Genomic DNA, 12869 nt, shown 5'->3' on the forward strand with positions numbered 1-12869 from the left:
GAAGCGGCGTAGCCGCTTGCATTCACCTTGCCAAGACGACCATCGGCGGGTTCTGCGAGGTTTTCTGGCGAGGACGGCCCCTCCGCCGCGTATTGGACATACATCAGGAGGGGCACGCGCAGTCCGGGGAACCTCTCAGGTTCCGCTAAGCGACCACCCACCCAGACCATTCACCAACAGGCTCTGAGAAGTCGCGCTGCCCGACCGCCCGGGCGGCGGGAGAATCGAGGCGAAACGGGCACGAGGAGGGGGTCCGATGAGTGACACCACGATCATCAAAGTTGACGGCGCGCACTCGCCGCGCGGTTCCCTCGGGCAGTACTACCTCGCCGAAGGAGTCGGCCTGGCGATGCGGCTGTGGCGCGAGGAGCCGCCGGGAATCGACAAGCCGACGGCGGCGCGGGACTACGAGACCGCCGGATACGTGATCAGCGGCCGCGCGGAGCTGCACAGCGAAGGCCAGACGGTGCTGCTCGAACCGGGCGATTCGTGGGTCATCCCCAAGGGTGCCGAGCACCGCTACAAGATCCTGGAGACGTTCACGGCGGTCGAGGCCACGCACCCGCCGGCCCAGGTACACGGCCGCGACGAATGAACGGCCATGGTCTCGGTCGAAGTCGTCGAGACCTCGTCGCTCGGCGACCGCAGCTACCTGGTCACCGACGGCGCGGTGGCGGCCGTCGTGGATCCGCAGCGCGACGTCGACCGGGTGCTCGTGCTCGCCGGTCACCATGACGTCCGCATCACCCACGTGCTGGAGACGCACATCCACAACGACTACATCTCCGGGGGCCTGGAGCTGTGCCGGCTGACCGGCGCGGAGTACGGGGTGGCCGCGGCGGATGTGGTGTCGTTTGCGCGGCGTCCGCTGGCCGAGGGCGACGTGGTGGCGGTGTCGCCCGGGCTTCGGTTGCGCGTGCTGGCGACGCCCGGCCACACCTTCCACCACCTGTCCTACGTGCTCGAAGATCCCGAGGGCGCGGTCGGCGTGTTCACCGGCGGGTCGCTGCTGTTCGGTTCGACCGGGCGCACCGACCTGCTCGGCCAGCAGCACAGCGAGGAGCTCGCCCGGCACCAGCACACGTCGGTCCGCAAGCTCGCCGATGTGCTGCCGGACGGCGCGGAGATCTGGCCGACGCACGGCTTCGGCAGCTACTGCTCGACGGGTTGCGTGTCCGGCAGCTCCGCGACCGTCGGCCAGCAGAAGAAGGTCAACGCCGCGTTCCGGCTCGGCGAGGACGAATTCGTCGAACACGCCCTCTCCGCGTTGGACGCGTTCCCGGCCTACTACGCGCAGATGGGTCCGCGGAACTTGGCCGGGCCGGAGCCGGTCGACCTGCGGGAACCGGCCCGGGTCCAGCCGGCGGAGCTGGCCCGGCGGTTGCGCGTGGGCGACTGGGTGGTCGACCTTCGGTCCCGCCAGGCGTTCTCGCAGACCCACCTGGCGGGCACGATCAGCCTCGGTCTGGACGGCCCGCTGGCCACCTGGCTCGGCTGGCTGATCGAGTGGGGCGCCCCGCTGACGCTGATCGGCGAGGCTCCGGAGCAGGTGTCGGCGGCGCAGCGCGAGTTGGCGCGCATCGGGGTCGACCGCCCGACGGCTGCGGTCGGTCGCCCGCAGGAACTCGCCATGGACGCGAACCTGGTGCGCCGCTTGCCGTCCGCGACGTTCGGCGACCTCGCCGAGGCGGGCCCGGGAACCGTCGTGCTGGACGTGCGGATGCGCAGCGAATGGCGGGCCTGCCACTTGAAGAACGCCGTGCACATCCCGCTCTTCGAGCTGCGGTACCGGACCCACGAGCTGCCCGACGGGGTGGTGTGGGTTCACTGCAGCGCCGGGTACCGCGCGGCTGCGGCTGCCTCGCTGCTGGCGCGGGATGGCCGCGAGGTCGTGTTCGTCGACGAGGAGTTCGCCGCCGCGTACCGGGCCGGGCTGCCGCTGGTTTCCGACCGTTGAGCCGGAAACGCGCCACCTGGTGGGAAAACGCCTTGTCCGGCCGAAGTATCGTCGAAGCATGTCGTTAACGCTGCTGGGTTTCCTGACCGTGCTGGTCCTCACCTACGTCGTTCCCGGTCCGGATTTCGCGGTAGTGCTCCGCAATGCGACCCGCAGCGCGAAAGCCGGGCACCTGGCGTCGGCCGGGGTGTTGGCCGGGGTGTGCGTGCACATCACCGCCGCGGCGCTCGGATTGTCCGCGCTGCTGGCGCAGTCCGCGGTGGCGTTCACGGTGGTGAAGGTCGTCGGCGCGGGCTACCTGGTGTTCCTCGGCGTCCAGGCGCTTTGGGCGTCGCGGAAGAAGACCGTCGCCGAGGCTCCCGCCGAGCCCGCCCGGACGTCCCGGTTGGCGTTCGTGCAGGGTTTCCTGAGCAACGTCTCGAACCCGAAGGCCGTGCTGTTCTTCGTCAGCCTCATGCCGCAGTTCATCGACCGCACGGCCCCGGTGCTGCCGCAGACCCTGCTGCTCGGGCTGCTCACCCTCGGCTTCGGGGTGGTGTGGTGGCCGCTGCTGGTCAGCGTCGCCAACCGGATTCGCGGGGTCTTCGCAAGGCCGCGCGTGCGACGGGTCCTGGACCGCGTGACCGGAGTGGTCTTCATCGGCCTGGGCATCCGCCTGCTCCGCACCCCCATCGCCGCCGCCACCTGACCGTTCGGGGCCGGCGGGAACCAGCGTCCCGCCGGGCGATTCTGATCTGCGTGGAGCTCGGCTCCGGCGTGCTGCCCGGTGCTGGTGCTGGCCGGAGGCGGTCAACTTCGCGCTCCTGCTGTTCGGCACGCTCTTCAGCACCGTCGGAGCGGTCGTGACCTGGGCCTTCCCGAGCAACTGATCCGACTGTTCGGGTGAATCCGGGCATACACTCGGGTGCAACGAGGCGTTCGGAGAGTGCGGGTGGTCGGAATGACAACCCGGCGGGTGGGCAAGCTCCCCGACGACCTGACGAGCTTCGTTGGCCGCCGCGGGGCTATCACGCAGGTCAAACGGCTGCTGTCCACCTCTCGACTGGTGACCCTGACCGGTGTGGCCGGGGTCGGCAAGTCGCGGCTGGCCATCCGTGTCGCGCGCGACCTCCGACGCACCTTCCCGGACGGCGTCTGGCTGGTGGAGCTGGCCCGCGTCCCGCCCGACGACGACGTCGCCCGGGTCCTGCTGACCAACCTCGGGCTCAGCGACCGGGCGGCGCTGCCAACTGCGCAACAGCTCGCCGAGCAGCTCGCCGACAAGCGGATGCTGATCGTGCTCGACGGCTGCGAGCACCTGCTGGAGGAGTGCGGACCGCTGGTCGGCGACCTGCTCGCCGCCGCCCCCGAGCTGCGCATCCTGGTCACCTCCCGCGCTCCGCTGGCGATCGCCGCCGAGCAGGTGTGGCCGGTACAGCCGATGGTCGTGCCCCGGCTGGACCGGCAGGGCCGCGTGGTGCAGAAGGCCATCGGTTACGAGGCGCTGGAGCTGTTCGCCGACCGGGCAGCCGCCGTGCTGCCGGGATTCGTCATCGGACCGGGCAACGAGGCGCTGGTGGTCCGGGTGTGCCAGCAGCTGGACGGCCTGCCGCTGGCGATCGAGCTGGCCGCGGTTTGGATGCGGTCGCTATCGGTGGAGGAGATCCTGGACCGGCTCGCCGACCGGTACCGGCTGCTGACCCTGGGCGATCGCAGCGGCCTGCCGCACCACCGCACGCTGCGGGCGGCGATCGAGTGGAGCTTCGACCTGTGTTCGCCGACCGAGCAGGTGGTTTGGGCGCGGCTGTCGGTGTTCTCCGACGGTTTCGAGCTGGACGCCGCGGAGGAAGTCTGCGTCGGCGACGGCGTGACCTTGGAGGACGTGTTCGTCGGGGTCGCGGGCCTGGTGGAGAAGTCGGTGCTGTTCAAGGAAGATCAGCACGACACCCGCACTCGCTACCGGCTGCTGAAGACGATCCAGGAGTTCGGGCGGGAGCGGCTCGGCGGCGGCGCGCGGGAGCTCGCGCTGCGGCGGCGGCACCGCGATCACTGCCTGCTGCTCGCCGAGCACGTCGACGCGGAATGGCTCGGCCCGCAGCAGGTGGACTGGCTGACCCGGATCCGGCAGGACCGGGCGAACCTGCGCGCCGCGCTGGACTTCTGCCGCACCGAGCCCGGCGAGGGGCCCGAGGGCCTGCGGATGGCGACCGCCCTGCGGTTCTACTGGGTGGCTGGCGGCGCGCTGCGGGAGGGCCGGTACTGGCTGGACGAAATGCTCCGCGTGGTGTCGGACCCCGACGAGCAGCGCGCCCGGGCGCTGGCGGTGAATGGGCTGATCAGCTGCTTGCTGGGGGACGTCGATGCCGCCTGGTCGCTGCTGGCCGAGGCGCGGGATATGGCGCGGCGGATCCGGGCCGACGCGGTGCTGGCGCTGACCTGGCACATCACCGGGACCCTCGACCTGCTGCGCAACGAGCACGAGACGGCGGCGGCCCGGTTCGCCGAAGCGTTGGAGCGCAAGGAGATGCTTCAGCACGACGGGATCGCGCTGATGAGCCTGCCGAACTTGGCGTTGCTGGCGACCTTCCGGGGCGACTTCGAGCGAGCCGTCGAGCTGTGCGAGCAGTGCCAGGAGATCTGCGAAGAGCATGGCGAGTTGTGGGACCGCTCGTGGTGCGAGCTGACGCTCGGGCTGGTGCGCTGGCGGCAGGGCGACTACCCGGCTGCGCAGGAGCACCTGCGCGAAGGCCTGCGGATCAAGCAGCTGTTCAACGACTTCACCGGGATCCTGCTGGCGGTCGAAATGGAGGCGTGGGTGTCCGCGGCGCAGGGGCGCGTGGACCGGGCGGCCCGGCTGAGCTCGGCGGTGGCGCACCTGTGGCGGCCGCTGGGCCGCTACCTGTTCGGCATCGACCGCTACCTCGGCTGGCACACGGAGACCGATGCGCGGATCCGGAACGCCCTGCCGACGTCGGAACTCCGCGCGGAGCGGCGCCGCGGCTCGGAGTACACAGTGGACGAACTGGTCCAGTTCACGCTCGGGGTGCGGCGCCCGGAGCCGTCGGCCGACGCGCCGGTGCGGCTGACGCCGCGGGAGCGTGAGGTGGCGAAGCTGGTCGCGCAGGGCCTGTCGAACCGGCAGATCGCGGAGCACCTGGTGATCTCGAAGCGGACCTCGGACAGCCACATCGAGCACATCCTCGCCAAGCTCGGAGCCACCTCGCGCGCACAAATAGCGGTCTGGGTGGCCGAGGAGCCCTGAAACTGTTCCCAGACAAGACAAACCCGTGAGTACTTTTGGGGGTTGTAGCGCCCAAAAGTACTCACGGACCCTGGGGAGCGGGTCAGACGGCGACGAGCGGTGGTGCTTCGGCCCTGGCGCGGCGGGCGGCCGAGAAGATGACCTGGCGGGACGGAGCCGGGCGGTCCGCGTGGGGCGGGGTGATCCAGCCCGGGTCGTCCAGCGGCGGCAGGTCCATCCGGCTGCCGGTCGGCACGGCGGTGACCTCGTCGAGGTCTTCCGGTAGGTCGCCGCGGCCATCGGGCTGGGCGAACAGCACCCAGTCGTCGCCGTCGACCAGAGCGGGTCCGGTTTGGAGGTGGATCGCGAGCACTTGGTGCACGCGGGCGGCGATCGGGGCTGGCATTCGCAGCACGCTGATGCGTCCGCCGATGATGAGCGTGGTGTGGTCGGAGTTCGGGTCGTTCTCGACCCACCAACCGTAGGAGCGGTATTCGGAAGTGCTGTTCATCTCGGGTGTTCGCGAGCCTTCGCGGGATCGGAAGCATGGGTCGGCGAGGTGGGCGCGGCGGCTCCGTTGCCGCCTTGTCGGACGGGTGGCACCCACCTCGCCGAATGGGAGGGCCGAACAACAGGCAGCTGGGGAAAGTAGCTGCTGTCCGGTCACGCAGTACCTCCTCCCTGTTGGGCACGCCACTGACGGATCCGGGGGTCGACCCAAGACCGGAACGACCGGGTGGGCCGCGGTCACCCCGGCGGTTATCGCCGTTCGACCACCGGGTTCGCCAGGCGGTGCGCTGGTACGTCCAAATCAGGACGTGTAGAAGCATGGGACCAAAGCCCCTGATGGCGAAGCGGGACAACTACCGAAGGCCATACCGAGATTCCGCATTCCCGGGTTCGGGCACCGTTCGAGGGATCACGACACGCGGGCCTTGATCGCCTCGCTGCCCGGGACTTCTCCACGTGCTACCTACGCTGATCCGCACACCTTAGCGAAAGGAGCACGTGATGCGAACTGCCTTCATCCACGGTGAGGTCGACCGGTTCGAAGCGGCGCGCGAAGAGTTGATCGGCGCGTTCGCCCGCAGCCGCCCGGAGCTGGATGCCGGGTGGCTGGCGGGGTGCCTGCTGGACGACAAGTTCACCAGGGACGGCCTGCTGGCCTGCTGGACTGAAGAGGACCTGGTCCGGTTCCTGGTCGAAGTGGTACCCCGCAAGATGATCGTGGCGCGGTGGCCGCTGGTGCCGGATTTCTTGCACCAGTGGCTCGGTTTCCTCTCCGAGGAGGGGCTGCTGACCTCGCCGAGCCCGCTCGACGAGCTGCATGAGGCGGTCGAGCGGGCCGTTCCGGACTACCTGGCGGCGATGGCCGAGCCGACCGAGTGGGGCGTGGAGAAGTTCTGGGGCACGACGATGCACGAGCTCGGCGTGGACGCCGAAGATCCGCAGGCCGTGGCCGGGTTCTTCGACGCGGTGGACGCCGAGGAGATCGACTTCGACAGCGAGGTGTTCGAGGAGATCGAGCGCCGGGACGCGCTGGAGTCGCCATCCCAGCCCGCGCTCTGGTTGCCGCCGATCGATCTCGTCCACGTCGAGCCGCACCGGGCCATCGCGGCGGGATCGCCGATCATGCAGCGCATTCGCACGGTCCTGGAGTGGGTCGGCGACGGCCGGGATCCGTCCGATGTGGACGAACTCGTCGCCGCCCTCGCGGAGCCTTCCGGCGGTGCCGCCGAGGACGCCGACCTGTTGCTGGAGTGGGCCGAGCGGGCGGGCCTGGTCCGGTCGGCCGGGGACCTGCTGGTGCCGACCCTGATCGCGGAACCCCTGCTGGCGGAACCGGAACTGCTGTGGACCCGGCTCTGGCAGCGGTTCGTGCTCGTCGACGACGTCTTCCACGCCGAGCTCGACGGGCTTTCCGACGACGACGCGCTGCTGGAGATCGTCCAGGCCGCGTTGAGCATGCTGTACTCGCGAACCGAGGCGGTACCGCTGGAACTGATCGTCATGATGGCCTGCGACCTCCTGGACGCGGATGAGCCGGACGATCGCGAGGCGGTGCGCGGCATCGTCCGCCGGATGCTCGCCCAGTGGGCGGCGATGCAGGCGGTCCGGTGCCACGTGACCACCGCGCCGGAGAAGATCGAGGCACTGGAAGAAGTCGTGCCCGACGGCGTCGGCGCCGATCACACCGTGGTCGAGCTGCTGCCACCGGGTCTCTGGGCCGCGCGGGAGTCGTTGCGCGCCTTCGGCTTCCAGGTGCCCACTGTGGACGATCTGGTTGCGTGTCCGGCGGAGCTGCTGGCACTGGTGGTGGCGGATGCCCCGGCGGACGTGCAGCAGGTGTTGATTTCGCAGTGGATCGAGCGGCGCGGCACGACGCGGGCCAGCGCCGAGCTGGCGGCCTTGCTGACAAGGGTGGACGACCCGACGATCCGGCTGGCGGCGCTGGGCCTGCTGGAGCACACCGGCGACGACGGTGTGTCGGCGGTGCGCGAGCTGACCGAGGATGCGGTCGCCGGGCCGGCGGCGCGGATGTGGCTGCAGTCCCGGCCGACCAGCACCGAGAATACGGCCCGGCCCGGCGATGAATTGCTGTTCTCGCTCGATGGCATGGCGGCGGCCCTGGACGAGGACGTCGATCTGTTCCTCGCGGAGTTCGCCCACCAGCCGGAGCCGGCGCAGGTCGAGTTGGTCAAGGAGATCGCCGCGACCGCGCACCGCAGCGCCGGCGAGATCCTCGCGGTGCTCGCCGAGCACCACCCGGAGGAGGTGGTCGCGGCAGCCGCCCAAGCCGCACTTAACCGCTGAAAACCCGTTTCCGGGCTCGTTTTGCGCGGCGGTGCGAGTAGCGGAACCTCAGACGCCGCGAGGGTGGCTAAAGCGCGGGCTAAGCGGCTGGCGCCGCTTAGAAACAAAACCCCACCCTTGCACACCGCGACGCAACCGCTTCCACACCAGCCTCATGCGGCACTGATCGCCGCCCTTGTCCGCTGAGCCCATCGGTCGCCACCCTTGCAGCCAGCTGGAGCAATTCGCCGTGAACCCCCTCATGTCCGTTTGGTTTGCTAACAAAACTTTGTTAGCCTCGCAAACGACTTGCTCCCGTCCATGAGGGGTGGCGACCGATGAGCGCCGGGCACGACGTTCGGTTCCTCGACGTTTTCAAGGGACAACCGAAGGCGGTGTGGATCACCGCGTTCGCGGCCGTGATCGCCTTCATGGGCATCGGCTTGGTCGACCCGATCCTGCTCTCCATCGCCGAGGCGCTGCGCGCCGGACCCGAGCAGGTCACCCTGCTGTTCTCGTCCTACCTGGGCGTGCAGGTCGTGGCGATGCTCATCACCGGCGCGTTCAGCGCCCGCTTCGGCGCGAAGCGGACCGTGGTCACCGGCCTGGTGCTGATCGTGGTGGCGACCCTGGCGTGCGCGATGGCCGGCTCGATCGGCCAACTCGTCGCGCTGCGCGCGGTGTGGGGCCTCGGCAACGCCTTCTTCATCGCCACCGCGCTGTCGGTGATCGTCGGCGCCGCCAGCGGCGGCCAGCAGGCCGCCATCCTGCTCTACGAGGCGGCGCTGGGCATCGGCCTGTCCACCGGCCCGCTGCTGGGCGCCCTGCTGGGCAACATCTCCTGGCGCGGACCGTTCGCCGGCACCGCGGTGCTGATGGCGATCGCGCTGATCCTCTCCGGCGGTTTCCTGCCCAAGGACGGCAACCGCGCCGACCGGCCCAAGGTCCGGCTGCTCGACCCGATCCGCGCGCTCGGCCACAGTGGCCTGCTGCGGACGGCGCTCGGCTCCGCCTTCTACACCGCCGCGTTCTTCATCGTGCTGGCCTGGTCGCCGTTCGTCCTGGAGTTCGGCGCGATCGCGGTCGGCCTGGTGTTCTTCGGCTGGGGCCTGTGCGTCGCCCTCTCCGGCGTGTTCCTGGCCCCGATGCTCGCGGCCCGGTTCGGCGAGGTCGGCGGGACCATCATCGCGGTGCTGTTCTTCGCGGTCCTGCTCGGCGTCATGGCGATCGGCTCCAAGCCCGTCGTGGTCGTCGCGGTGGTCGTCAGCGGCGTCGCCTCCGGCCTGCTCAACACCCTGTTCACCGGTACCGCGATGAGCATCAGCGACGCGCCGCGCCCGGTCGCCAGCGCCGGCTATAACTTCTGCCGCTGGCTCGGCGGCGCGGTCGCGGCCACCCTCGTCGGGCACGTGGCCACCTGGTTCGGTTCGCAGCACGCCCCGTTCGCGGTCGGCGCGGTGCTGTGCGTGATCGCAGCGGGCCTGCTGTCCCTGGAACTGCGCACCAAGGCCGACGCCCACCAGGCCCCCGCCGAGGCCGCCCTGGTCGGCGAGGAGTTCTGAGGCCCAACTGAACGACTGATGGACCCGGTGACCCCCTTGCACGGACGGACATCAGGGGAAGCCGGGTTTAAACCGGCGCAGACATCCGCCTCCGCTGCCGATCATCGGCGCCAGGCCTGCCGGAGGTGCCGGGTCAGAAGTACCCGCCCGGCCAGGAAAGCGACTGCAGCGGTCAGAGTGCCGCCCGCGAGGCTTGCGGCCACAACCACGACCGCTGGGACGGCAGGCTGGGCGATGCCCCACGACGAGCCGTGGAAGGCGAACCAGCGGGGACGCCCCGCTGCCGGGGCGACTTCGGCGATCATCGCCTGCCAGCGGCCCAGCAGCACGCTGTTCACCGCCACCCACCCCAGATAGGCCGCGATGGTGAGCATCGAGTGGATCGACGAGGCCACCTGCATGGACTGCTGGCGGCGCATCAGCTCGCGGTTGTCGTGAGTGTTGGTTCCGGTAAGAACCGGAAGCAACACTCACGACCCCGGACCAGCGGAAACGTCAAGCGCTTCGGCGTTGCGATCATCGCGAGGAGATCTCCGCGCAGGCTCCCGGTGTCCACCGACGCAGCCTTCCGGCCAGGTGCTGTAAACCGCGGCCAGCACCAGCTCCATCCGGCTCGACCGCCTGCGGTACAGCGACGCTTGCCGGTCTTGGCGCGCTCCGCGACCCGTTCCATGGTCAGCTCGGCGTAGCCGACATGCGCCAGCTCGGCCAGCGTCGCCCAGTTTCCCTTCGCAAGGCGATGACCGGCGCGGACGCGGTGTTCAGCATGCAAACGCTGGCCTGGGACGAAGCGGGACTCGCCGCCGAGGTCCGCCTGGGCTCGGCGGTCGCCGACATCGCCAAGGACCGGCACCGGACACCGTCTACAACTCCGTCGGCGGCGCCGAACGCGACTCCGGCGTCGCCCACTTCGAGAGCAAGCCACCATCGAGGCGCACATCCAGCGTCTCGGCGTGCCCGCCACCGTGCTGCGGCCGGTGTTCTTCATGACCAACCGGCTCTTCCTCGCCAACATCTCCGATTCGGGCGAGCGCGTCCTCTCCACGCCGCTGGACCAAGCGCCCCGGACCCGCGAGGGCGCGTGACAGTGAAGAGCCTGGGCCGGAGAGCGGCCACCACAACGCCGCTTCACCGCCTCAGCGCTTTGGGTTGCGATGGCGGCCCTGAGTGCTCATGAGCCTTGGTGTCAGGTGGTTTCGTTTCGGCGTAGAGGTGGGCCCAGGCCTCCGCGGTGAGATCCCGGGGGAGCGCGGGCAGGTTTCGCACCCGGCAGCCCGTCACGTTGCGGACGATCTCGGCCAGGCCGCGGCCGCGCCCCGTGAACACCGCCTCGACGAACCGCTGGTAGCGCCGCAGGTCGCCGAACGGCACCAGCGGGTGCGATCTGCGCTGCACCTTCAGGATGCCGCCGTCGACCGCGGGTACCGGGCGAAACGATCGCGCGGAAACCCCGCCGCGGAGCCGGAATTCGTACCACGGCGCCCACTGGGCGTTCAGCTGGCTGCCACCTGACGCGCGTTTCCGGGCCACATCCCACTGCACCAGCAGCACCGCCTCCGACCAGCTCCGCTCGCCCAGCAGCCGGCGCGTCATCGCCGTCGTGATGCGGAACGGGAGGTTGCCGACCACCGCGTGCGGCGCGGCGGGGAAGCGGAAATCGAGCATGTCGCACCTGATCACGCTCACTCGTGGACAGCTGTCGCGGAGCTCGTCCGCCCAGTGGCGGTCCAGTTCCACGGCGGTGACCGTTCGTCCGGCGTGGACGAGTTCGCGGGTGAGGGCCCCGCGCCCTGCCCCGAGTTCGACCACCGGAACCGGTGATGGATCGAGGAGATCGACCAGGCGCCGGGCGACGCTCCGGTCGATCAAGAAGTTCTGGCCGAGTTCGCGGCGCGCACGATCGCGCGCCGAATTCCGGCGGGTAGGCATGTCGGCTGCTCCTGTGTTCGCGGACCGGTCGGAACCGGGCTCTCGCGAGCGCAGGTCAGCGTGGTGTTTCAGGCACGACGAACCGCGCGTCTGGAAACGGGAGCCCGGACGCGTACGGCGGCGCGAATTCGGATCCTGCGCCGCCTAGGCGGAACGCAGCCGCATGAAAACGGCAACAGCAAAACACGACATGCGGGGGAAGATAGCAACGCGGGCCACGCCGACGACACCGATTTTTCCGCTCGGGTTGACCCTGCCCCCGGGGACAGGGTTTAGCGTTCGTCGAGGTGACGGGAATGCGGATCGGCGAACTGGCCCGGCGGGCAGGAACGACGACCAAAGCGGTGCGCTACTACGAATCGGTGGGGTTGATCATGCCCGGGCGGTTTGCCCAACGGCTACCGGGACTACGACGAGGACGACCTGCGGCTGGCGCGGGAGATCAGGACGCTCAGCAACCTGGGCATCCCCGAGCGGACCGAGGCGCTCACCTCCCGCCGCGCGGTGCTGATCGCGCACCTGCACGAAGCCGCCCATCGCAACAGCCGCGCCGCCCGTGGATCGGGACCCGATGAACGACTACCTGAACCTGCCAGCCGACCTGCCCGTGCCCGAGGACGACGGCGCGGCGAACCACCGGCCCGGGAGGCGGATGCCGCACCTGGAACTCCCGGGCACAGCAGGCGAAGGGTCCACGTCGACGAGCTCGGCCCGGGCCGCGCAGTGCTCTACATCTACCCGCTCACCGGTCGTCCCGGCACCGACCTCCCGGAGGAGTGGGACTCGATCCCCGGAGCGCGGACTGCACCCCCGAGGCGTGCAGCTTCCGCGACCACCGCGAGGACCTGCACGACGCCGCGCGACCCGCGTGCGCGGCCTGTCCAGCCAGGACACCGACTACCAGCGCGAGGTCGTCGAGCGGCTCCGCCTGCCGTTCCAGATGCTCTCCGATCCCGCGCTGGCCCTGGCCGGCGCGCTCGACCTGCCAACGCCGAGCTCGGCGGGATGACTCTACAAACGGCTGACGCTGATCAGCCGCGACGGCGCGATCGAGCACGCCCGCTACCCGATCTTCCCGCCGAACGAGCACGTCCAGCAGGTCCTGACCTGGCTGCGGGGCAATCCTCCGCGCTTAGAGCCCGGTCGGCGTGAAACGATCGGTGAACGCCGTGCGCTGGCCGTCGGCTTCGGTCGCCGACACCCTGCGGAACCTCCCCGGCGTCGCCGCCCGCGACGTCGCGATCAGCGGCCGCATGCCCGACGTCTACCGGCAGTTCCGCGTCTGGCTGACCGTGGCGACCGCGCTCACCAACCAGCCGCCCTACTGCTGATTCGGTGTTCGGTCGGACACGCAGCGTTGGTCAATTCAGGTCTCTCGCCTGCGGTTTCGATAACTCTGTGTCGCATG

At 70.0% G+C, this 12869-nt stretch carries 11 protein-coding genes and 2 pseudogenes; 10 read left to right on the forward strand and 3 right to left on the reverse strand.

The genetic code is table 11. From position 1 onward, the window contains the following. The first annotated feature begins 256 nt into the window (after positions 1-256). From FDZ84_RS11175 to FDZ84_RS11190, 4 genes are all read left to right on the forward strand, one after another. Positions 257-595 carry a cupin domain-containing protein gene (locus FDZ84_RS11175; RefSeq protein ID WP_168585840.1) on the forward strand — a complete coding sequence of 113 codons (339 nt, stop codon included), beginning with the start codon at positions 257-259 and terminating at the stop codon, positions 593-595. A 6-nt stretch (positions 596-601) separates the two neighbouring features. After that, on the forward strand, positions 602-1957 hold the full coding sequence (locus FDZ84_RS11180; protein ID WP_168585841.1) for a rhodanese-like domain-containing protein: 1356 nt from the start codon (positions 602-604) through the stop codon (positions 1955-1957). 58 nt (positions 1958-2015) lie between these two features. Next, positions 2016-2645, forward strand: a complete 630-nt coding sequence (locus tag FDZ84_RS11185; RefSeq protein WP_168585842.1) for a LysE family translocator — start codon at positions 2016-2018, stop codon at positions 2643-2645. A 252-nt stretch (positions 2646-2897) separates the two neighbouring features. Further along, positions 2898-5198, forward strand: coding sequence for a LuxR C-terminal-related transcriptional regulator (locus FDZ84_RS11190; protein ID WP_246868932.1), 2301 nt, complete (start codon positions 2898-2900; stop codon positions 5196-5198). An 82-nt stretch (positions 5199-5280) separates the two neighbouring features. Here FDZ84_RS11190 and FDZ84_RS11195 read toward each other — a convergent pair whose 3' ends face one another. Then, positions 5281-5688, reverse strand: coding sequence for a hypothetical protein (locus FDZ84_RS11195; RefSeq protein ID WP_168585843.1), 408 nt, complete (start codon positions 5686-5688; stop codon positions 5281-5283). Between the two features lie 500 nt (positions 5689-6188). Between FDZ84_RS11195 and FDZ84_RS11200 the strand changes: the two genes are divergently transcribed. Together FDZ84_RS11200 and FDZ84_RS11205 are read left to right on the forward strand one after the other, a co-directional pair. Continuing rightward, positions 6189-7991 carry a hypothetical protein gene (locus FDZ84_RS11200; protein ID WP_168585844.1) on the forward strand — a complete coding sequence of 601 codons (1803 nt, stop codon included), beginning with the start codon at positions 6189-6191 and terminating at the stop codon, positions 7989-7991. A 317-nt stretch (positions 7992-8308) separates the two neighbouring features. Beyond that, positions 8309-9532, forward strand: coding sequence for an MFS transporter (locus tag FDZ84_RS11205; RefSeq protein WP_168585845.1), 1224 nt, complete (start codon positions 8309-8311; stop codon positions 9530-9532). Positions 9533-9633: 101 nt separating this feature from the next. On the opposite strand, the gene FDZ84_RS11210 is transcribed toward FDZ84_RS11205, so the two are convergent. After that, positions 9634-9999 (reverse strand): hypothetical protein, encoded by a 366-nt coding sequence (locus tag FDZ84_RS11210; protein ID WP_168585846.1) that lies wholly within the window; start codon positions 9997-9999, stop codon positions 9634-9636. Between the two features lie 486 nt (positions 10000-10485). On the opposite strand from FDZ84_RS11210, the gene FDZ84_RS39960 reads away from it, so the two are divergent. After that, the gene (locus FDZ84_RS39960; RefSeq protein WP_256413677.1) at positions 10486-10617 is read left to right on the forward strand and encodes a hypothetical protein; all 132 of its coding nucleotides are present in this window, start codon (positions 10486-10488) and stop codon (positions 10615-10617) included. Positions 10618-10738: 121 nt separating this feature from the next. Here FDZ84_RS39960 and erm read toward each other — a convergent pair. Next, positions 10739-11461, reverse strand: a pseudogene (gene erm / locus FDZ84_RS11215) (23S ribosomal RNA methyltransferase Erm); the annotation flags it as partial. 296 nt (positions 11462-11757) lie between these two features. Between erm and FDZ84_RS38750 the strand changes: the two are divergent. From FDZ84_RS38750 to FDZ84_RS11225, 3 genes and pseudogenes are all read left to right on the forward strand, one after another. After that, positions 11758-11872 (forward strand): annotated as a pseudogene (locus tag FDZ84_RS38750) (MerR family DNA-binding transcriptional regulator); the annotation flags it as partial. A gap of 160 nt (positions 11873-12032) precedes the next feature. Further along, positions 12033-12470 carry a hypothetical protein gene (locus tag FDZ84_RS38755; RefSeq protein ID WP_246869300.1) on the forward strand — a complete coding sequence of 146 codons (438 nt, stop codon included), beginning with the start codon at positions 12033-12035 and terminating at the stop codon, positions 12468-12470. Between the two features lie 151 nt (positions 12471-12621). Further along, positions 12622-12792: a hypothetical protein gene (locus FDZ84_RS11225; protein ID WP_168584089.1), complete on the forward strand. Its 171-nt coding sequence runs from the start codon at positions 12622-12624 to the stop codon at positions 12790-12792. The last annotated feature ends 77 nt before the right edge of the window (positions 12793-12869 follow it).

This window comes from Saccharopolyspora sp. ASAGF58 (assembly GCF_012277335.1).
GTDB classification, from domain to species: Bacteria; Actinomycetota; Actinomycetes; order Mycobacteriales; family Pseudonocardiaceae; genus Saccharopolyspora; species Saccharopolyspora hattusasensis.